The sequence below is a fragment of the Nonomuraea sp. NPDC003707 genome, assembly GCF_053587055.1.
In genome coordinates this window covers 142,245-162,447 of the sequence record NZ_JBSFNK010000016.1, presented here as the reverse complement: position 1 = coordinate 162,447, position 20,203 = coordinate 142,245, and the positions used below count along the sequence as shown (strand labels likewise).

Sequence of the window (20,203 nt, the reverse complement as noted above, 5' to 3'; positions counted from 1 at the left end):
GCCCGCGCCGAACGGCATCTCACGATGCCGCAGCGGACGTGAAGTCCTCGAGGATGCCGTTGAAGAGGTCCGGGCGCTCCATGTTGGGGTAGTGGGCGGCACCGTCGATCGAGATCGCCCGCCCGTCGGCCACGGTGCGGGCGAGGCGTTCGGCCATGCCGATGTGGTCGGGCGAGTCGAGGGCGCCGTTGACGGCCAGCACGGGAACACCGATCCCGGCGACGCGCTCCCAGGTGTCGCGGACCGGGACGAGCAGGTCGGGCTCGCCGGCGGTGTGCTTGGACATGGTGGCCCTGGCCATCCGGCGCAGGCGGCCGGCGACGCCGGGGCCGAGGTCGTCGAGAGCGCGGTGCGGGCCCGCGGCGAACAGCATGAACCCCTCGACGGAGCCCTCCAGATCGCCGGCGGCCATCGCCGCGTGCCAGGTGGCCAGGGCCCGGGTGGTCCAGGGGTCGGTGAAGTACGGCTCGCCGGTGCCGGCGCCGCTGACGACCACGGCGGCGACCAGGTCCGGATGCTCCAGCGCGGTGTCGACCGCGATGCTCGCTCCCATGGACACGCCCGCCAGGACCGCCGGCCCCGTGTCCAGGTGGCGCAGCAGTGCGGCGAGGTCGTCGGTGAGCCGGTACGGCTCGGTGGCGTTGGCGGAGCGGCCGTGGCCGCGGGCGTCGGGCGCGATGACGCGGTAGCGCGAGGCGAGGCGGGGAATCTGGTCGTCCCACATGCCGTGGTCGACGAAGCCGCCGTGCAGCAGGACGAGGGGGCGCCCGGTGCCGGTGTCGAGCCAGAACAGATCCTTCATGACAACCAAGGTGTCATTTTCGGATGAAGATGACAACCTAGGTGTCATCATGGTGGGGTGAGTGACACGAACCGCAGCCCGGGCGACCGGCTCACCGAGGTGTTCGACCTGGTGGGGCCGCTGTACCGGCGCGCCCAGCGCAAGGTGGAGCAGGACGCGCCCGTCGAAGGGCTGTCGGTGGGGGTGCGGGCCGTGCTCAACCTGCTGCGCGAGCACGGGCCCATGACCGTCCCCCAGATGGGGCGGGCGCAGGCGTTGAGCCGCCAGTTCGTCCAGCGGATGATCAACGATGCGGCCGGGCGGGGGCTGGTCGAGTTCGTGGCCAACCCGGCGCACAAGAGGTCGTCGCTCATCCGGCTGACCGAGCAGGGGCGGGCCGTCATCACCGCCGTGATCGACCGCGAGCGCGCCGAGCTGCGCCGGATCGGCGGCGACCTCACCGACGCCGAGGTCACCGCCTGCCTCCGTGTCCTCTCGCGCCTGCTCGGGCATCTCGACGACATCGACATGGACTGAGCGGGACCTTCATCCCACGGGGTAGTCCTTGAGCGGCACGACGTCCTCGGCCACCTCCACCGGGGGCTCGGTGGGCGGCTGGAGGAACCAGCGGGCCGCGGCCCGGCCGTGCAGCTGGTTGCGCTCGACGTAGTCGCGCAGCCGGCTCTCGTACGCGGCGAAGGCGGTGGCGTGGTCCGGGGCCTCCGCCAGCTCGCCGGCCAGCACGTACGCACCGATCAACGCCTGCGAGGTGCCGCGGCCGGAGGTGGGCGCCGCGCAGTACGCGGCGTCGCCCACCAGCGCCACCCGGCCGGCCGACCACGAGTCCATCACGACCTGGCCGGAGGAGTCGAAGAAGAACTCCTCGGCCTCGCTCATGGCCTCCAGCAGCCGGGGCACCTCCCAGCCCGCGCCGGCGAAGTGCTCGGCCACCAGCTTCTCCTGCTGCCGGCGGTCGCGCCGGTCGTAGTCCAGGTGGTCGGCCCCGAACGACAGGCCGACGCGGAGCTCGCTGTTGCCGCGGGCGGCGAAGGCCAGCGCACTGCGCCCGCTGGTGTTGTGCATCAGGCCCGTGCGGTCGAGGCCGAACAGGTTGGGCGTGGTGAACAGCGCGCCGTAGATGCCCAGGTGGCGGACGTAGCGGGACTCGGGGCCGAAGGCGAGCCGGCGCACGGTCGAGTGCATCCCATCCGCGCCGATCACCAGGTCGAACGTACGGGATCCGGCGCGCTCGAAGGTCACGTGGACGCCGGAGCCGTCCTGGTCGAGCCTCGTGATCGTGTCGTCGAAGAGGTAGTCGGTGGTGTCGCGGGTGGCCTCGTACAGGATGGCCGTCACATCGGACTTGAGCACCTCCAGGTCACCGGAGATGGCGGTGGCGGGCAGCTCGGCCAGAGGTGCGCCGGCGTCGTCGACCAGCGTCATCCCGGTCATCCCCGTCTCGTGTCGGCGCATCTCCTCCAGCAGGCCCATCCGCTCCAGCACCTCCAGCGCGCTGCCGCGGAAGTCGATGGCGGCGCCGCCGCCGCGGACGACCGGGGCCCGCTCCACGATCGTGGGCGCGTGGCCGTGCCGGTGCAGCCAGTAGGCCAGGGCGGGACCGGCGACGCTGCCGCCGGAGATCAGGATCCGCATGGGATTTCCCTTCTCGGTTGGTGTGGGGCAACCGTACGCAGAGTTTGGGCAAATGCGCAAGACGAACGTCTCATGCGCTCGTGCTAGGCTGTCCGCCATGGGAAACCGTGAGGACCTGCTGGCCGGGGCGCGGCGCTGTCTGGAGGAGAAGGGGTGGGCGCGCACGACCGTCCGCGACATCTCGGCGGCGGCCGGCGTCAGCATGGCCGCGATCGGCTACCACTTCGGCTCGCGCGAGGCGCTGCTCAACGCGGCGCTGGTGGAGGCCATGCGGGAGTGGGGCGAGCAGATCGGCGCCGCGATGGCCGCCGTGGACGAGGCGGCCGCGCCCGGCGAGCGCTTCGAGGCGCTCTGGGAGCGGCTCATCGCGTCGATCGGCGAGCACCGCACGCTGTGGCTGGCCAATCTGGAGGCCATGGTGCAGGCCGAGCACTCGCCGGAGCTGCGCGACGAGCTCGTGGCCGGTCAGCGCGAGGGCCGCCGCGGCATGGCCGCGCACCTGGTGGACGGCGACGAGGCGGACCTCGCCGAGCGCGAGGTGCGCACCGTCGGCTCGGTGCACCTCGCGCTGCTGCTGGGCGTGATGATGCAGTGGCTCAACGACCCGGACCAGGCTCCGACGGGGGCGGAGGTCCTGGCGGGCCTGCGCGGGCTGACCGCCCGGATGGGGTGAAGTTCGTCAATCGTTCAGCTCGGCGCAGCCGGCCGGATCCCGGGCAGGCGCCATCATGCCTCTGTGTACCGCATCCCGGTGGCCGTCGTGCTGGCGGCGCTCACCATGGTCACGCCGGTCGAGGCTGCCGTCGGCTGGCAGGTCAGCTTCCGCGGCGGAGCCCGTACGCACATCGCGGATCTCGCCGCCACCGGGCCGGCGGACGCCTGGGCCGCGGGCCGGCGCGAGACCAAGCAGCTCGATCCGCGGACCGGCTCGCCCGTCACCGCGCCCCTGATCAGGCACTGGAACGGCAGGGAGTGGACGGAGTTCGCCGGCCCGGGCGGGCCCCTGCGTGAGATCTCCCTGATCGAGGCGTCCTCCCCGGCCGACGTGTGGATCGCGGGGAACACCGGCGCCAGCTCGGTGCTGTCGCGCTGGGACGGCAGGCGCTGGCGGCTCATGGGGTCGGGCCGGACCACGATCACCGATCTGGACGTCCCGGACGGCGAGCACGCCTGGGTCGTGGGCCGCGACGGCCGTACACGGGGGGTGTTCTTCAAGCGCTATCACGGCGGCCGCTGGACGAGCCTGCCCGCACCGGCGTCCCTGAGGGAGATCAGCGTCCGCACGCCCGGAGAGATCTGGGGCTGGGGTCCCTCCGCCGTCATGCGCTGGGACGGCAAGGCGTGGCACCCGGTGGCGCTGCCCGCCGTCGCGGTGCCCGCGGCGGCCGTGCCCGCGTACGGACCGGTACGGGTCCGCTACGACGCGGTGCTCGCCGCCGCGAACGGGGACGTCTGGATCGCCGCCGGGTTCCAGCAGGGCGACTGGACGCAGCCGGGGGCCGTCCTGCTGCACCGGCGCGGCGGGACGTGGGAGCAGCTCCGGCTGCCCGGCGACCGCGTCACCACCCTGTCCGGCGACGGCTCGGGCGGCGTCTACGCGGCGACGACCCGGCAGTCGATCACCGCGACCCCGGACGGCCAGGACCCCTACGCCTACACCACCCTGTCCATCGACGCGCTCCGGTACGCCGGCGGCGTGCTGACCCGGCAGAGCGTCACCCCGCCGGCGACCGGATTTGCATGGACGGACCTCGTCGCCGTGCCGCGTACGGGCTCGGCGCTGGCCGCGGGCTTCGCCTGGAAACCTCCTCAGGGAGACGTGATCTTCCGCAACTCCTAGCGCCGCAGGTCCAGCCGCACCCTGGCCAGCCAGGACCCCCAGCCGTTCTCCGGCCGGCTGTCCCCGATGCGCAGGTAGAACGTACGGGCCTCGCCCCGCAGCTCGTCGAGGTCGAGCGTGCGCGCCGAGCGGTTGGACAGGTCGCGCACGTCGGCGCTCTCCCGCAGCACGGTCCGCCAGCTCCGGTTGTCGGCCGAGACCTGCACCAGGAACTGGTTGCCGATGTCCAGCGTCACCGAACCCCCGCTCACCTGGGCCGGCAGCTCGAACCGGTAGGTGGCGTGGCCGTCGCCGTCGGTGAAACGGGCGCGCCCGTCGAACACCTCTCCGTCGAGCTGGGACCCGTCGGCCTCCAGCAGCCACGGCTCCTCGGCCGCCGTGCCGGGCGTGAACTCCACGGTGTCGCCGATCACCGTGACCGCCACCTGTTCGGAGGCCGGCCCCTGGTCGGAGGTCGCGGCGAGCCGGATCGGGTGGCTGCCGGGACCCGCCGTCGCCGGCACCGTCACCTGGAACGTCACGGTCTGGGACGCGCCCGGCGCGACGGGACCGAAGGCGACCCCTCCCGAGGGCTGGACGGTCCAGCCCTCGGGGCCGGTCGCGGTCAGCCGTCCGGCGGCGGGCCGGTCGGCGTGGTCGGACACGGTCACCGGGACTGTCACGGTCTCCCCAGGAGCGGCGAAGACCCCGGCGGCCTCGATGACCAGCGGTGACGTGGCGGGCGGCGCGGGAGCGAGCAGCTCGATCTCCGCGAGCGACGTGCCGCCGGTGAACCTGATCCGGTAGTGGGCGTACGCGCCAGGATGCGCGATCTTGAACGGACGGGTCTGCAGCCGCCACGGGAAGCTCTCGCCGGCCCGCTCGTCGAGCACCTTCCACGACGTGCCGTCGGAGCCCTCCAGGACCCATCCGGACGGATCCTCGGAAGGCTGTCCGGCGCCGGAGGTGAGCGTGTAGTAACGCGCCTCCCGGTCGCCGTCGAAGGTGTATCGCACCCATTCGGGCAGCGTCGCCCGGGTGGCCGAGTCGTCGTCGAACAGCGCGCTCACGTCCGCGCCGCCGGCCGCCGACGCCGTGCCGCGTCCCGGCCCCGTGAGGTCGTGCAGCGGGGCGGGGATCCGGTCGTCGTCGGTGATCGAGGGCGGGGCGGCGTTCCTGCCCGTGCCCCAGCGCGACGGCTTCGGCCCCATCTCGAACACCAGCTCGCCGCCCTTGGCGATCAGCTCGTGCGGAAGGTACGTCTTGTCGTACGCCCTGCCGTTGACCGTCAGCCCCTGCACGTAGACGTTGCGCGGGCTGTTGCCCGGCGCCTTGATCACCAGCTTCCTGCCGCCCTCCAGGTGCACCGTCGCCTTCTTGAACAGCGGCGAGCCGATCGCGTAGTAGGGGCTGCCCATCTGCAGCGGGTAGAACCCCAGCGCCCCGAAGACCTGCCAGGCCGACATCTCCCCGTTGTCCTCGTCGCCGGGGTAGCCCTGGCCGATCTCGCTGCCCAGGTAGAGCCGCGAGAGCGCCTCGCGCACCTTGGCCTGGGTCTTCCACGGTTGTCCCGCGTAGTCGTACATGTAGGCGATGTGGTGCGAGGGTTGGTTGCTGTGCCCGTACTGGCCCATCCGGATGTCCCGGGCCTCGCGCATCTCGTGGATGATCCCCCGGTACGAGCCGGGGAACGCCGCCGTCTCCTGGGTGGCGAAGAACGCGTCCAGCTTGGCGGCCAGCTTGTCGGCGCCGCCGTACAGGTTGGCCAGGCCGCGGCCGTCCTGCGGGACGTGGAAGGCCATGTTCCAGCCGTCGGTCTCGGTGTAGTCGAAGCCCCACGTACGCGGGTCGTAGGCGCTCGGCTTGAGCCGGAAGGAGCCGTCGGCGTTCCTGCCCTGAAAGAAGCGCACCGCCGGGTCGAACAGGTGGACGTAGTTACGCGCCCTGTTCCGGAAATATTCGTACTCCTCCAGGTAGCGGGCACGCTCCGCCCCCGTGGACCGCTCGGCCAGCGCCTTGGCCATGTTCGCGATCCCGAAGTCGTTGATGTACCCGTCCATCGCCCACGACATCGCCTCGCCGGTCGACTGGACGCTCGTGTACCCGAGGAAGACGGAGGTGTTCAGGCCCTTGCGGCCCACCTGCCGGGCGGGCGGGGCGACGGTGGCGTTCTTGACCGCGGCCTGGTATGCGGCCACGGCGTCGAAGCCGGTCACCCCCTTCAGGTACGCGTCGGCGAAGGCGACGTCGGAGCTGGTGCCGACCATCAGATCGGCGTACCCGGGCGAGGACCACCGGGAGATCCAGCCGCCGTCCAGGTACTGCCGCACGAACCCGTCGATCATCTCCCCGGCCGCCTTCGGCGTCAGCAGCGCGTACGCGGGCCAGGTGGTGCGGTAGGTGTCCCAGAAGCCGTTGTTGACGTACACCTTCCCGTCCGCCACCTGCGCCCCGGTCTGGGTGGGTGTGCTGGGCGGGGTGCTGGTCGCCGACTGCACGGCGTGCTTGTGGACGGGCGCGGCAGCGGTGCCGGTGTTCTCGAAGCCGGAGTTGGGATAGAGGAACAGCCGGTACAGGTTGGAGTACAGCGTGACCAGCTGGTCCCGGCCGGCCCCTTCGACCTCGATGACACCCAGCTTGGCGTCCCACGCCCGGCGGGCGCGCTCGCTGACCGTCTCCAGCGTGTCCGAGGCGGCGATCTCCAGCTCCAGGTTGTGCCTGGCCTGGTCGATGCTGATCAGCGAGGACGCGATGCGCATGGTGACCGTCCTCGTCGTGCCCGCGTCGAAGGACAGGTAGCCGAGCACGTTGTCGCGGCCCTGGCCGGTCAGCTTGCCGCCGCCGGTGACCGGGCGGTCGAAGACGGCGTAGTAGAACATCCGCGTGGCCCCGGTGGACAGGTCGCTGCGCACGTCGGAGTAGCCGGTCACCACACCGCCGGCCGGGTCCAGGGTCAGGCCGCCGCTGTTGTTCACGTTGTCGAAGATCAGCTTGGCCTCGGTGCCGGGGAAGGTGAAGCGGGCCAGCGCCGCGTGGTCGGCCGGGGCGATCTCGGTCTTGAGCCCGTTGTCGAACGTGACCGCGTACAGGTGCGGCTGCGCGACCTCCCGCTCGTGGCGGAAGGCCAGCGCGCGGGCGGTACGGGACGGGTTGGGCACCCCCTCGGCCGCCGAGGGCATGAACTGGAACGTCTGCCGGTCACCCATCCACGGGCTGGGCTCGTGACTGGCGCTGAACGCCTGGATCTCGGGCAGGTTGGCGGCGTTGCCGGCCCGGTGGTACTCGTACAGCCAGCTCGTCGAGCCGGCGTTGGTCATCGGGGTCCAGAAGTTGAACCCGTGCGGCACCGCGGTGGCCGGGAAGTTGTTCCCCCGCGAGAAGCCGCCGGTGGAGTGCGTCCCCCGGGTGGTCATCACGTACTGGGCAGGGCTGCGATCGTCGCGTGCCGGGCGGCCCTCGTACGGCTGCCGCTTCCGCTCCGAGACGATCCTGATGTCGTCCACCCACCCGCGGAACCCGGCGGGCCCTGCCGGGCTGTCGTAGGCCACCAGGATGCGGCTGATCCGCTTGCCCTTGGCGACCTCGCCGATCTGGGCGCGCTTGTAGTTCCACTGGTCGGCGTACAGGGTCTTGGACTCGCCCTGCGCGCGCGGCGCCAGCCGGACGCCGTGCTGGTCGACGGCCTTGAGGTCGCTGAGGTACGTGCCGTCGCGGAAGGCCAGGTCCACCGAGACGTACGTGCTGGGGTAGCGCAGGTCGGCCGCGGTGAACTCGGGGAAGACCACGTAGGACAGCTCCGTCGTGGCCGTGACCGGGATGTCCACCTCGAACACCTTGTTGGTGGAGTGGCCGCCGGTCTCGGCGGTGGTGCTGCCCGCGTACTGGAACGCCCGCAGGCCGGAGAAGCCGGCGCGCGGCTTGGACACGAACCCGCCGTTCGGCCCCGCGCCGATCTGGCTGCGCATGTCGCTGGGCGGTGTGGGGCCGGTCCGGCCGTCCGACAGCTCCCACTCGGCCAGCTGCAGGGTCGAGCCGCCGCCGATCCGGGTGACGTTCAGCCGGTAGTGGGCGTAGGCGGTCGGGTTGGCGAAGCGGTACTCCTTGCGCTGGAAGCGCGCCGTGAACGTCTCGCCGGTCCGGGTGTCCAGGGTGGTCCAGCTCTGCCCGTCCTGGGAGCCCTGCAGCTGCCAGTCGCGCGGGTCGCGTTCGGGCGCGTCGTTGGCGGAGGTCAGCCCGTAGTGCACGACCGCGACCGGGGCGGCCAGGCCGTACTGCGCCCAGCCGGTGCCGGCGAACACCAGCCACTTGGTGTTCGCGTCATCGTCGGCCAGGTTCTCCTTCCCCTCGCCGCCGGAGGCGTTCTCGCCGCTGGCGCTGAACCGGGCGATCTGGTCCGAGATGCTGCCCTCGATGCGTCCGGGCAGGGTGCCGATGACGTTCGCGGCCTTCTTGACGCCGCGGGCGTCGGTCTCTGTCGTGTCGGCCCACGTCGGCTGCGGGTCGCCGGGCTCGAAGGAGGAGGCGAAGGCCGCGCCCTCGGCCCGGGCCAGGGCCTGCCCGTCCCGCGCCGCCCGCTGCGTCTCCGTCGCGGGCGGAGCCGGCTCGGCGGCCTGCGGGCCGGGGGGCGGGCTGTAGGAGGGGTTGGGGGGCGGAGTGCCCGAAGGGCCGGGATTGGGCACGGGCTCAGGTCCGGCCGGGCCGGTCAGCGCGGCGGCGGGTGCGGCGAGGGCGAGGGTGGTCACGGCGCATAAGACCGCCATCATAAGAGATCGTTTACGACGGGACGGGGAAGGCCAGAGGGTGCTCACAGCGGTCTCCCAGGAGGAGTGATGACAACGTTGTCAACCCCGATCTGTTAAGGAAGTTTTCAAATCGGCGGCGCTGTGTCAAGACCTCAGTGGGAGCCGACCAGGGTCTTGAGCGCGATGATGGCCAGCCCCATCGCGAGGTTGGCGGCCCCGGAGAGGGCCACCACCCGCGCGGAGGCCCGGGCCGTGACGGCCGCCGCGACGGCCCAGGCCGTCTGGCTCGCCACGGCGACGACCAGCGCCACCCAGGTCGACGCCTTGTCGGACAGGCCCAGCGACGAGGCGAAGGCGGCGCCGATGGCGGGGGGGAACGAGGCCTGCGCCACCGGCCAGTCGTGCCGGCCGGCCGTGCGCAGCCGCTCCCAGGTCAGGGACTGGGTTCTGCTGGACACCACCCAGGCGTAGACGTGGGCGAGCCAGAACACCACGCCCGTGCAGATCAACACGACCACGAGGTCGCCCGCGGACACCGGCGTGCCGTCCACCGCGCTGCCGGCCACGACCGAGGCCGCCAGCAGCGAGCCGTACACGGCCCCCGCGAACTCGGTCCGCTCCTGGCCGTCCTCGGTGTCATGCGTGTCCATGGCAGCAGTGTCGTCGGGCGCCCGCCGGGCCCGGCCGGTCGGCGTGCGGGACGATGCACAGTTTTGGGCTGTTCGGGAAGATCGCCAACCTGCCCGGCCGCGCCGCGTGAGAGGATCTGCTGGCGATATGGCCTGGGTTTCGATCGTTGGGGGAACGATGTTCGCAATATCCCTGGGCGAGGACGGCGCGGAGCTGCGGCCGCTGGAGCCGTGGTCGGCCGAGGAGTTCCTGGCCCACATGGACCGGGCGAGGGAGTTCGTCGGGCAGTTCATCTCGTTCGCGGACAGGGCCACGGACCTGGAGTCGAGCCGGTCCCTGCTCCAGAGATACGCGGAGAAGGCCGCCACCGACACCGGGCGGATCTACGGCATCTGGTTGGACGGCACGCTGGTCGGCGGGGTGCTCTTCCGCACGATGGACGTCCTGACGGGCGTCGCGGAGGTGGGCTGCTGGCTGGAGCCGTCGGCGGCGGGCAAGGGCCTGGTGTCCAGGGCCGCACGGGTGATCATCGATTGGGCCGTCGAGGAACGGGGCATCCACCGCATCGAGTGGGTGGTCGCGTCGGAGAACGCGGCCAGCATCGCCGTGGCCCGGCGGCTGGGGATGACCAAGGACGGCGTGCTGCGGGAGAGCTACCCGTACCGGGGCAAGCGGCACGACATGGAGGTCTGGTCGGTGCTCGCGCCGGAGTGGCGCGCGGCCGGGCAGCCGTCCTAGCGTGACCGGCACCCGCCCGCCGTCCGGGCGGGTGCCGGGCTCCTCATGGACTGACGTGGGCGCAGTGGCGGAACACGTCGCCGGGGTCCCAGGCCGCCTTCACCTGCTGCAGCCGGCGATACCTGCGCACGCCCATCGCCCAGCGCACCCGGTCGTCGTCGGCCTGCTCCAGATTCAGGTAGGAGCCGGTGACCCCGTGCTTCCTGATCGCCGAGGTCACCTCCTCCACCCAGGCGAGGTTGGCGGGGTCGTCGCCGGGATCCACCCAGACGCCGACGGGGTGCACCAGCCAGCGCCCGCCGTGGCGGCTGGGGAAGGCGGAGTCCGGCGCCGTCCTGACCGCCTCCGGCAACGGCGAGACGATCAGCTGCGACAGCGGGCTCGGCGCGGCGATCGCGGCGTCCTGCAGGTCGGAGATCAGGCTCGGCTCCAGGCCGGGCACGAACTCCGCCGACCACCTGTTGCGCCGCCCCGGCTGCGAGCCGTCGTCCAGCATCGACTGCAGCGCCAGGTACGGCATCGGCTGGACCGCGTCGAACAGCGGCGTCGCCGCCTCGAACAGCGGCCGGATCACCTCGGCCCCCGCCTCCGGGTCGCCGAGCCAGACCGGTGCGATCGCGAGGATCGGCCGCCCCACCACGTGCCCGGGCACGAACGGCGCCGGTGGCGCCGTCAGGAAGACCGCCGCGGGGGCGAAGTCGTCGTGCCCGGCCGAGTGCAGCCGGTCCAGGGCCTCCAGTACGGCGGGCGCGTCGGACACCCGGTAACCGAGCATGCCGCCGAGCACCAGCGGGCCCAGCGGGTGCAGCCGGAAGGTGAACGACGTGACCACGCCGAAGTTGCCGCCCCCGCCGCGCAGCGCCCACATCAGCTCGGGCTCGCTCTCGTCGTCGGCGACGACCACCCGGCCGTCGGCCGTGACGAGCTCGACGGCGATCAGGTTGTCGCAGCTCAGCCCGTACTTCGCGGACAGCCAGCCCTCGCCGCCCCCGAGGGTGAGCCCGGCGACGCCGGTGTGGCTGATCCGGCCGCCGGGCACGGCCAGGCCGTGCGCCTGCGTGGCCTGGTCGACCTCGCCCCAGATCGCGCCCGCCTGAACGACGGCCGTCCGGGCGGCCGCGTCCACGGTGACGCCGCGCAGCGCCGACAGGTCGATCACGAGGTCGCCGCCGAGCGCGTGCCCGGCCACCCCGTGCCCGCCGCCGCGCACGCTGACCTCCAGGGCGTGCTCGCGTGCGTAGGACAGCGTGCTGACGACGTCGGCGGTGCCGCTGACCCGTACGATCGCGGCCGGCCTGCGGCTGATCATGCTGTTGTGCAGGGCCCGGGCGTCCTCGTAGCCGGCGTCCCGCGGGGTGAGGACCTCTCCTTGTACGGTGGCTCGCAGGTCCGTGATGTCGTGTGTCATGAGGCCAGCCTGAGCGGATGACCTTGCACCCCCGTTTCACGGACGTCTCACGGAATTCGCTGAGATAATTCCCCCATGCCCTCCCTCCCCGGCCTGGACGTCCTCGTGCTCGGACCGGTCACCGTCCGTGCCGGAGACGCGACGATCGTGGTGGATCGCCTCCTTGAGCGCGCGCTGCTGACCCGGCTCGCGCTCGCGGGCGGGTCTCCGGTTCCCGACGCGCGGCTGGCCGCCGACCTGTGGGGGGAGGCGGAGCTGGCCCGTCCCACCGAGCGTCTGCGGGTCCTCGTCTCCCGCCTGCGCGCCGCCCTCCCCGCCGGCCCCGGGCAGGGCGCGGGCCGGTCGCGGCAGGCCTCACCCCTGGTCAGGACGCCTGGCGGCTACGCGCTCGACGCCCACGCCGCCGACCTGGTCAAGGCCCGGGCCGCCGCCGAACGTGCGCACGCGGCGGCCAGGTTCGGCGACCACGCGGGCGCCCGGGGCTCGGCGGCGCAGGCGCTCGGGCTCTGGCGCGGCAGCGCGCTGGCGGATCTGCGGGCGATCCCCTATGCCGAGCTGGAGGGGGAGCGGCTGGAGGCGTGGCGGCTGGACCTGATGGTGCAGCGGCTCACCGCCGACCTCGCCCTCGGCGCGGCGGCCGAGGTGAGCGCGGAGCTGGAGCGGCTGGCGGACGAGCATCCGCTGCACGAGCGGGTGTCCTGCCTGCTCGCGCTGGCCCTCTATCGCACCGGCAGGCAGGCCGACGCGCTCGACCGGCTGGCCAGGCTCCGCTGCAGACTGGCCGACGCGCTCGGCGTCGACCCGGTCCCGGAGACGGCGGCGCTGGAGCTGCGGATCCTCCGCCAGGATCCGTCCCTGCAGCTCATGAACACCGCCCCGGCGCAAGGCGTGATCGCACCCGGGCAGGAGCCGTCCCCGCTCTCCGTCGCGGAGCCGTCCCTGCTCTCGGCCGGGTCGCCGGGGCCGCCCCCTGTGGAGTCGCCCGCCCCGGATCAGGCTCGCTCCCGCGCACGCCTGCCGGGCCCCGCGACGAGCTTCGTCGGCCGGGACGGCGAGCTGGCGGCGCTGGTGAGACGGCTCGCGCGGCCGGGGCTCGTCACGCTCACGGGCGGGCCGGGCAGCGGCAAGTCGCGGCTCGCCGTCGAGGCGGCCAAGGCCGTGGCCCAGGCCCCGGCCGCGGAGCCCAGGGCGGTGACCCTGGTGGAGCTGGCGCCGTTACACCGGGAAGGGGCGGTGCGCGCGGCGGTGACGGCGGCCGTGGGGCTGGAGTCGGAGTCCGACGATCCCCTGCCGGAGCTGGCCGCGCGCCTGGACGGCGGGCTGCTGGTGCTCGACAACGCCGAGCATCTCGTGGACCAGGTGGCCGAGCTGGTCATGGGGCTGCTGGGCCGTACCGACGGGCTGGCCGTGCTGGTCACCTCGCAGCTCCCGCTGCTGGCGGCGGGGGAGGAGCTCAACCGGGTCGGACCGCTGCCCGCGCACGCGGCGGCGACGCTGTTCACCCAGCGATGCGCCCCCGACCAGGTCGGCGCCGAACCCGCCGCCGTCGCGGCGATCTGCGCCGCCGTGGACCGGCTGCCGCTGGGGATCGAGCTGGCCGCCGGTCTGACCCGCACGCTCACCGTGACGCAACTGGCCGCACGGGTGGAGGACCGGCTGCGCCTGCTGGTGGGCGGCGGACGCACCGCGGGCGGCCGGCACACGAGCCTGCGCGCCGCCCTCGACTGGAGCCACGACCTGCTGGCCGAGCGGGAACGGCTGGTGCTGCGGCGGGTGTCGGTGTTCAGCGGCGGCTTCGACCTGGAGGCCGCCGAACACGTCGTGCCGGCCGTGCCGGACGACGCCGGCCCAGGCGGTCCCGGTACGAGCGGTCCCGGCACGGGTGACCTCGGCACGGGCGGTCCCGGCACGGGTGACGCCGTTGGAGAGGGTGTGACCGTCGGGGACGTCGCGCCCGCGCTGGCCGAGCTGGCGGACCGGAGCCTGGTCACCGTGGAGACGTCCGGGGGCGGGCGGCGGTTCGGGCTGCTGGAGACCGTACGCGACTACGCGCGGGCGAAGCTGCTCGCCGCAGGGGAGACGGAGGGCGCGCTGGCCGCCCATCTGGGCTGGTGCGTGGCGTTCGTCCGCCGGCTCGGCGCGCCGACCGACTTCCTCGCGGCGGAGGAGGTGTCGGCCGTGTTCGCGGAGTGGCCCAATCTGCTCGACGCGCTGGAGCGCGCCCCCGGCACCGAGCGGGCGGCCGACGGCCTGCGGCTGGCGCTCGAACTGCACACGCCGTGGCTGATCCGCGGCTGGTACGGCGAGGCCGAGCGGCATTTCTCGGCCCTGGCCGACGCGCCGGGCAGCACGCCGACCGAGCAGGCGACCGCGCTGAGCGACCACGCCTTCGTCTCCACCATGGTCGGCAAGTTCGACGCCGCGGCCGAGCTGCTGACCAGGGCCGCCGAGCTGGCCGAGATCGCGTCGGACGACATGGTGACCATGAACGTCCTCTACTACCGCGGCATCGTGGAGATCGAACGCGGCCGCCTGCGCGAGGCGCTCCCGCCGCTGCTCCAGGGCCTGGAGCTGGCCGAGAGCGTCTCCCACACGCAGCGGGTGTCCGCCTTCGCCGACGCGCTCGGCACGCTCCACCTCTACTCGGGCGATGCCGAGCAGGCGCTCCAGCGCTACGTCACCGCCAACGCCTTCGACCTGGAGACCGGCGACGAGCACGGGCTGGCGCGCGGTCTCAGCAACCAGGCGCAGGCGCTGCTGGGCATGGGCCGCCTCAAGGAGGCGCTGGCGTGCGCCACCGAGTCCGACCACTACGCCGCGCGGCTGGACGACCGCCAGATCCTCCCGCTCAACGAGCTGATCAGGGGCGCCGTCGCCATGGCCGAGGGGGAGCTGGGCCGGGCGGAAGCCCATATGCGTACGGCCGTCGGCTACGCGGTCACCGACGGCTCCGGGGCGAGCATGGCGCACATCGACCTGGCCGACGTGCTCATCCGCCGCGAGGAGCTCGGCGAGGCGGCGGCGCTGCTGGACGAGGTCTACGCCGAGTCGGCCGAGCACAGCACGCCCTGGCTCGCGGCCCGGGCCGTGTCGGCGGCGCTGGCGCTCGCGGGCCGGGACCGGCGGCGGGCCGGGGAGCTGGCGGAGGCGACGGCCGCCGCCTACACCGCCTCGGGCTTCGGCTGGCCCCGCTACGCCGCCCGCCTGGAGGAGGTCAGAGCCGCGCTCGCCATCCCATGACCAGCCCGCGCAACACCGGACCCAGCTCGCCGCGACCTCGGTTCGGGACGCGTGCGGGGCCAGCTCGCGACCTCGGCCAGTAAGCGTGCGGAGTCAGCTCGCCACTTCAGCCGGGAGTGCCTGGTCGTAGCCGCCGACCTGAACCTTCACCGACGTAACGTTCGTGCTCGGCGCCGGGAAGAGCCCCCACAGCGTCACCTCGGCACCCGCGGGCACCGTGTCGAGCTTGCCCGGCGCGAAGGAGGCGCTCATCGTGCCGACGAAGTCGAAGTACGTGGGCTCGGCGAAGCCGCACAGCTCCTGCCGGCCGTTCTGAGCCGCGATCGACAGCTGGCCCGAGGTGAGCTCCTTGGGCGTGAAGTGGTTCTCGTACTCCAGGGACGCGGCCTCCGACCCGGGGTTGGTGACCTTGACGCTCGCCAGGAGGTAGCCCGACAGCCGCTGTACGCTCTCCACCCGAACCTGGAGCCCCGCGTCGGTCAGGTCGCTTCCCGTCTCCGGGGCCCGCACAGTGGTGTCGCTGTCGATCTGCACCTCGACTCGCCGGTTCTGCGCCCGCCCGTCCGGGTCGTCGCTGCCGTCGGGCTTGGTGTTGGGCGCCACGGGCTCGCCCTCGCCGTGCCCCTTCGTCCGGTACGCGAAGCCGTCGCCGAGAGAAGGACGCAGCACCTGGCTGACGGCCGCGGCGCGTTCCTGCGACAGCGTCTGGTTGTCGGAGGTGCCCCCGATCGCGTCGGTGTGCCCGTCCACGGTCACCGATCCGGACGAGGCGGAGACCCGGCCGCGCAGCGCCTCGATGGCGGACTTGGCCGACGGTGACAGCTTGGAGCTGCCGAACTCGAACAGCACGTCGCTGGGCAGCCGGAACGCCTCACGCGTGCCGCCCGTCGTCTTGCACACCAGCGGACCGACCTGGAGCTTGTTGTGCGGGCCGCGCAGGGCGGGGTCGTCGGCCGGTTCGGCGTCCGTGATCGGCACGGTCACCGGGAGCAGGCCGTTGAGCACGACGAGCATCTCGGTGGCCTCCTTGGGCGGCGCCGCGAAGACCGCCGTCACCGGGGCCGACCGGCCCGGTTCGATGTCGACGTCCGCGCTGATCCGCCCGTCCGGGCCCGAGCTGCCGATCAGGCCGTAGGCGGTGCCACGGGGCAGGTCCACCAGCGTGATCAGCTGCTCGCGGCTGTCGAGGCCGAGCGTGCCGAGCGAGATCTCGTCGTCCGTGCCGTTGAAGAGCTCGAACTGCAGCGCCAGCTCGTTCTCGCCGGACCTGACCAGGCGCAGGTTCCGGCCCTCGACCGGCAGGGCGGACGAGGTGGGACCGGCGACCACGCCTTCCGAGGGCGACTCCGGCCGCGCGGGAGAGTCCTCCGGAGAGGGTGTCTCCTCCGGCGGGTCCTCGGGCCGGTCCTGCGCCGGGGCGTCGGGAGCCTTCACCGAGGCCGCGGGCGGAGCCGGCCGCCCCAGCGCACCGCAGGCGGAAAGGGCGAGCACGAGCGCCGCCCCGCAGGCCGCGCTCCTGGTCATGTCAGTCATTGGCATGCGGACCAGCCTGGGAGCACGGCGTTCCACGGACATTTCACCGGAGTCTCACCGCGGGACGGCGCTCTTATGGCTCCAGGCCGAACAGTGCCCAGGACTCGCCCGCGGCCAGGCCGGCCAGTTCGCGGCCGCACTCCCGGAGCAGCTGCGGGCCCGAGGTGATGTGCGCGGCGCCGGCGTGGACGTCCCTGAACAGCCGCTGGATCAGCCCGTCACGCAGCGCCGAGGTGCCGCCCGACGCGTAGACGAAGTGGGAGACCTCGGTGATCGTCGACGTGATGTGGTTGAGCGCGAGCCGCACCATCGTCTCCTGCCGTACGTCGAGCGTCCGGCCCGAGTCGAGGGTGCGTTCCACGTCGTCCCACGTCTCGCGCACCAGGGCCGCCGCGGCGCGGAACTTCGCCTCGGCACGGGCGAAGTCGGTGTGGAAGGCGTCGCTGCCGGCGATCTGCCCGGTGCGCCCGGCCCGTGCCACGGCGTAGCGGCTCAGCTCGTCCAGCAGCCGGCGGCCGACGCCGAGCGCCCAGGCGGAGTGGCAGATCAGCGCCTGGTCGACCAGGCCGAGCCGGTAGATGGCGCCGCCGCGCAGGGGCTCGTTCGTGTCGAAGACGTGCGACTGCGACTCCGGTACGAAGACGTCGTCCATGGAGTAGTCGATGCTGCCGGTCGCGCGCAGGCCCAGGACGTCCCAGTTGCCGAGCGGCTTGACGTCCTCGATCGGCGTGATGAAGATCCGGACCTCGTCGGTGCCCTCGATGGCGCCCAGGCTGTGGACGTACTGGGAGTGCAGCATGGCGGAGGCGAAGCTCCACTGCCCGCTGAGGCGGAAGCCCCCGTCCTCGGGGACGGCGATGCCCGGCCGGGTGCCCTGGCCCGCGAAGAGCGGCATCCGGGGGCCCTTGAAGATGTGTTCGACGGCCTCGTCGCCCAGGTAGGCGCCGGCCGTGCCGTTCTCCAGGCAGGTGGCCATGACCACCCAGCCCGTCGAGGGGTCGGCGTAGGAGAGCTCTCCGAGGACGGCCATCAGCTCGCTGGGCGACAACTCGGCGCCGCCGAGCGGCACTGGCACCCATATCCCGAAAAGTCCTGCCTCGTGTAGGGCGTCCACGACGGAGGTGGAGAGTCTGCCCTGCTCCTCGGCCCGGTCCGCGTCGCGCTCGATCAGCGGGCGCAGCGTGCGGGCTCGCTCCAGCAGGGTATTGCCCGCGGTGTGCAGTCGCGGCGTGTCGCTCATGTCCAGGTGCTCCTGTTCGCGATCGTCGGCGCTCTTACTCCGTCAGATCACGTATGCGGTGCATTGTCCAGAGCCGCCGCGCAACCTCATAGGCCGGCCGCCCGGCTCGATCCGCGGACGATCAGCTCGGTGGCGAGCTCGATGTGGCGGGACTCGATCTTCTCGCCGGCGGCCAGGCGCAGGGCCGTGCGCAGGGCGATGCCGCCCATCTCGCGCAGCGGCTGGCGTACGGTGGTCAGCTGCGGCGAGGTCATGACCGCGACCTCGGTGTCGTCGAAGCCGACCACGCTGAGGTCCTCCGGGACGCGCAGGCCCCGAACCCTGGCGGCCTGCATGGCGCCGAGGGCGCTCCCGTCGCTGGCGGCGAAGATGGCCGTCGGCGGGAGCCGCAGGTCGAGCAGTGCGGCTCCGCCCGTCGGTAGTCATGTCTCCGGGCGTCGCCTCCAGTATGAAAGGGCGGGCAAGGCGAATCCAGGACTAGGAGGGCCGGTCGTTCGGCGGCGGCGTGAACTGGCCGTAGCGGACGGCGCGGGTCTGCTCACCCGAGTGCGGCTGGGCCTGGCCGTGCGGGGGCGCGGGGTACCCGTACGGGCCCGGTCCGTAGTGGGGGTTGCCGTGGTCTGGAGCCGACCCGTACGGGGAGTTGCCGTGGTCCGGGGCCGAGCCGTACTGGGGGTTGGGGTGGTCCGGGGCCGACCCGTGCGGTGCGGCGCCGTAGCCGCCGGCGTTGTACGCGACGGGGCCGTACCCGTCGGCGCCCTGCCCGTACGCCGCTTGCCCGTACGCCGCTTGCCCGTATGCACCCTGCCCGTATGCACCCTGCCCGTATGCACCCTGCCCGTATGCACCCTGCCCATATGCACCCTGCCCGTACGCCTCCTGCGCCGGGGGCGGCACCTGGCCCGCGGGGAGCTGCCGCCACGACGGAGGCTGCACCGCGCCGGGCAGGGGCTGGACGAAGGACGGCTCGGAGTGGCGACGCCGGCGCCCGCGGCCGCGGAGAACCTTGGCCAGGACCGCGACGATCACCGCGGCGACCAGCACGCCGGCCCCGATCAGCACCCACAGCAGGATCGGCTTGGGCGACTCGTCCTTGCCCGCGGAGATCGCCTGCTGCGCGTCGCTGATGTACTTGGCCACGTACGGGTGGTTCGGGAACAGCGCCTGGACCTCGCGGAACTTCGGCAGCGAGTCCGAGTAGTAGTGCCGGAAGAAGTCGTTGAGCGCCTCGTTGTAGCGGGTCGTCGTGGTGGTCTGGGCGGGCTTGATGTTCTTCTCGCCGAGCTTCTCCTTGATGATGCCCACCGGCAGGACGAAGCTCTCGCTCTCGGACGCCTCGCCGTTCTCGCTCACCGTGCCGGCGATCAGCATGCCGATGACCTTGCCGTCCTTGCTGAACACCGGGCCGCCGGAGTTGCCGTGGTAGGAGGGCGCCTGGGTCTGGATGTACGGCACGCCGGTCTGGGTGGTGCGCTTGGCGTTGTACGGGCCCTCGGTCAGCGCCGGCTCCAGCTTGGACTCCAGGCTGAAGAACGGCGTATTGGTGACCAGACCGGGGAACCCGCTGATGTAGAGCGTGTCACCGGTACGCACGTCGGAGTCGTCGCCGAGCGGCACGGTCGGCAGGTTCTGCTGGCCGTTGACCTTGAGCAGCGCGAAGTCCTTGCCCGGGTAGCTCTCGCCCACCGACACCAGCTCGGCCGGGACCGGCTTGGCCGTCTTGTCCACGCCGCCGCCGGGCAGGCTCTGGACCACCGACAGGCTCTGCTTCAGGTTGCGGAGCTGCATGTGGTTGGTGTTGAAGGTGACGTAGATCTGCTGCGCGAGCTTGACGATCTCCTCGTCGGCCTCCAGGCCCCGCAGCCCGCTGATGATCTCCTTGGCGTCCTGCTGGTTGAACTTCGCCAGCGCCTGCCGCGCGAACAGCTGGCTCAGCTCGGTCTCGCCGACCTGGACGCAGTGCGCCCCGGTGACCATGTACCCGTCGGGGGTGACCCACCAGCCGGTGCACAGGCCGCCGACCTCGGCTTCGACCGTACGCTCCGGGGTGGTCGAGGCGAGGTAGGTGTCCACGTCGGCCGCGATCTGCTGGAACAGCCACTTGGCGATGCTGCGCTCGTCCGAGGAGATCTTGCCGGACGCCACGGTGGCGGTGGCCTGCTCCACGAGCCGGTTGAACGCGGCCTGGTTGATCGTGCTGGTCGGCACGGCGACCGTGCCGGTGTAGGTGAAGCTCGTCAGCTGGACCGCAGGCTGGGTACGCGCGGCCAGCCAGGTGCCGACGGGCACGTCGGGCCGCTCATCGGGCGTGTCGGCCGCCGCCGGTAACGCGGGCAGCGCGACCGCCATGGCGACCGCCGCACCTGCGGCGATCTTCATCAATCTTGTCCTGAAATTTCCGCTCACATCCGGAAATGGT

At 72.6% G+C, this 20,203-nt stretch carries 14 protein-coding genes; 5 read left to right on the top strand and 9 right to left on the bottom strand.

Going from position 1 to position 20,203, the window contains the following annotated elements; all coding sequences use genetic code 11:
• Positions 1 to 19 precede the first annotated feature (19 nt).
• Positions 20 to 802, bottom strand: coding sequence for an alpha/beta fold hydrolase (locus tag ACWDRB_RS35785; protein WP_449901267.1), 783 nt, complete (start codon positions 800 to 802; stop codon positions 20 to 22).
• 57 nt (positions 803 to 859) lie between these two features.
• Here ACWDRB_RS35785 and ACWDRB_RS35780 point away from each other — a divergent pair, with 57 nt between their 5' ends.
• Positions 860 to 1,318 (top strand): MarR family winged helix-turn-helix transcriptional regulator, encoded by a 459-nt coding sequence (locus ACWDRB_RS35780; protein ID WP_449901266.1) that lies wholly within the window; start codon positions 860 to 862, stop codon positions 1,316 to 1,318.
• A gap of 9 nt (positions 1,319 to 1,327) precedes the next feature.
• Here ACWDRB_RS35780 and ACWDRB_RS35775 read toward each other — a convergent pair whose 3' ends face one another.
• Positions 1,328 to 2,434 carry an FAD-dependent monooxygenase gene (locus ACWDRB_RS35775; protein WP_449901264.1) on the bottom strand — a complete coding sequence of 369 codons (1,107 nt, stop codon included), beginning with the start codon at positions 2,432 to 2,434 and terminating at the stop codon, positions 1,328 to 1,330.
• A 97-nt stretch (positions 2,435 to 2,531) separates the two neighbouring features.
• On the opposite strand from ACWDRB_RS35775, the gene ACWDRB_RS35770 reads away from it, so the two are divergent.
• Together ACWDRB_RS35770 and ACWDRB_RS35765 are read left to right on the top strand one after the other, a co-directional pair.
• Positions 2,532 to 3,107, top strand: a complete 576-nt coding sequence (locus tag ACWDRB_RS35770; protein ID WP_449901262.1) for a TetR/AcrR family transcriptional regulator — start codon at positions 2,532 to 2,534, stop codon at positions 3,105 to 3,107.
• A gap of 63 nt (positions 3,108 to 3,170) precedes the next feature.
• The gene (locus tag ACWDRB_RS35765; RefSeq protein WP_449901260.1) at positions 3,171 to 4,274 is read left to right on the top strand and encodes a hypothetical protein; all 1,104 of its coding nucleotides are present in this window, start codon (positions 3,171 to 3,173) and stop codon (positions 4,272 to 4,274) included.
• On the opposite strand, the gene ACWDRB_RS35760 is transcribed toward ACWDRB_RS35765, so the two are convergent.
• Both ACWDRB_RS35760 and ACWDRB_RS35755 read right to left on the bottom strand, forming a co-directional pair.
• On the bottom strand, positions 4,271 to 8,995 hold the full coding sequence (locus ACWDRB_RS35760; RefSeq protein ID WP_449901258.1) for a GH92 family glycosyl hydrolase: 4,725 nt from the start codon (positions 8,993 to 8,995) through the stop codon (positions 4,271 to 4,273). The two genes, ACWDRB_RS35765 and ACWDRB_RS35760, sit on opposite strands and share 4 nt — an antisense overlap.
• 152 nt (positions 8,996 to 9,147) lie before the next feature.
• Positions 9,148 to 9,645, bottom strand: coding sequence for a hypothetical protein (locus ACWDRB_RS35755; protein ID WP_449901255.1), 498 nt, complete (start codon positions 9,643 to 9,645; stop codon positions 9,148 to 9,150).
• Between the two features lie 157 nt (positions 9,646 to 9,802).
• Here ACWDRB_RS35755 and ACWDRB_RS35750 point away from each other — a divergent pair, with 157 nt between their 5' ends.
• On the top strand, positions 9,803 to 10,363 hold the full coding sequence (locus tag ACWDRB_RS35750; protein ID WP_449901251.1) for a GNAT family N-acetyltransferase: 561 nt from the start codon (positions 9,803 to 9,805) through the stop codon (positions 10,361 to 10,363).
• Positions 10,364 to 10,406: 43 nt separating this feature from the next.
• Here ACWDRB_RS35750 and ACWDRB_RS35745 read toward each other — a convergent pair whose 3' ends face one another.
• Positions 10,407 to 11,771 carry an FAD-binding oxidoreductase gene (locus tag ACWDRB_RS35745; protein ID WP_449901248.1) on the bottom strand — a complete coding sequence of 455 codons (1,365 nt, stop codon included), beginning with the start codon at positions 11,769 to 11,771 and terminating at the stop codon, positions 10,407 to 10,409.
• A gap of 75 nt (positions 11,772 to 11,846) precedes the next feature.
• Between ACWDRB_RS35745 and ACWDRB_RS35740 the strand changes: the two genes are divergently transcribed.
• Entirely contained in the window at positions 11,847 to 15,011 is a 3,165-nt protein-coding gene (locus tag ACWDRB_RS35740; protein WP_449901246.1) for an AfsR/SARP family transcriptional regulator, read from the top strand.
• Between the two features lie 93 nt (positions 15,012 to 15,104).
• Here ACWDRB_RS35740 and ACWDRB_RS35735 read toward each other — a convergent pair whose 3' ends face one another.
• The 4 genes from ACWDRB_RS35735 to ACWDRB_RS35720 form a co-directional block, all read right to left on the bottom strand.
• Positions 15,105 to 16,550, bottom strand: a complete 1,446-nt coding sequence (locus tag ACWDRB_RS35735) for an OmpA family protein (protein WP_449901243.1) — start codon at positions 16,548 to 16,550, stop codon at positions 15,105 to 15,107.
• A 67-nt stretch (positions 16,551 to 16,617) separates the two neighbouring features.
• Entirely contained in the window at positions 16,618 to 17,784 is a 1,167-nt protein-coding gene (locus ACWDRB_RS35730; protein WP_449901241.1) for an acyl-CoA dehydrogenase family protein, read from the bottom strand.
• A gap of 86 nt (positions 17,785 to 17,870) precedes the next feature.
• On the bottom strand, positions 17,871 to 18,176 hold the full coding sequence (locus ACWDRB_RS35725) for a substrate-binding domain-containing protein (RefSeq protein WP_449901442.1): 306 nt from the start codon (positions 18,174 to 18,176) through the stop codon (positions 17,871 to 17,873).
• Positions 18,177 to 18,261: 85 nt separating this feature from the next.
• Complete coding sequence (locus tag ACWDRB_RS35720; protein WP_449901239.1) at positions 18,262 to 20,163, bottom strand: trypsin-like peptidase domain-containing protein; 1,902 nt, start codon at positions 20,161 to 20,163, stop codon at positions 18,262 to 18,264.
• Positions 20,164 to 20,203: the final 40 nt, after the last annotated feature.

Bases quoted from the DNA above. Each gene is read 5' to 3' on its own strand.
- ACWDRB_RS35750 (WP_449901251.1), top strand. From the start codon at position 9,803: ATGTTCGCAATATCCCTGGGCGAGGACGGCGCGGAGCTGCGGCCGCTG.
- ACWDRB_RS35730 (WP_449901241.1), bottom strand. From the start codon at position 17,784: ATGAGCGACACGCCGCGACTGCACACCGCGGGCAATACCCTGCTGGAG.
- ACWDRB_RS35770 (WP_449901262.1), top strand. From the start codon at position 2,532: ATGGGAAACCGTGAGGACCTGCTGGCCGGGGCGCGGCGCTGTCTGGAG.
- ACWDRB_RS35755 (WP_449901255.1), bottom strand. From the start codon at position 9,645: ATGGACACGCATGACACCGAGGACGGCCAGGAGCGGACCGAGTTCGCG.
- ACWDRB_RS35740 (WP_449901246.1), top strand. From the start codon at position 11,847: ATGCCCTCCCTCCCCGGCCTGGACGTCCTCGTGCTCGGACCGGTCACC.
- ACWDRB_RS35775 (WP_449901264.1), bottom strand. From the start codon at position 2,434: ATGCGGATCCTGATCTCCGGCGGCAGCGTCGCCGGTCCCGCCCTGGCC.
- ACWDRB_RS35735 (WP_449901243.1), bottom strand. From the start codon at position 16,550: ATGCCAATGACTGACATGACCAGGAGCGCGGCCTGCGGGGCGGCGCTC.
- ACWDRB_RS35745 (WP_449901248.1), bottom strand. From the start codon at position 11,771: ATGACACACGACATCACGGACCTGCGAGCCACCGTACAAGGAGAGGTC.
- ACWDRB_RS35785 (WP_449901267.1), bottom strand. From the start codon at position 802: ATGAAGGATCTGTTCTGGCTCGACACCGGCACCGGGCGCCCCCTCGTC.
- ACWDRB_RS35720 (WP_449901239.1), bottom strand. From the start codon at position 20,163: ATGAAGATCGCCGCAGGTGCGGCGGTCGCCATGGCGGTCGCGCTGCCC.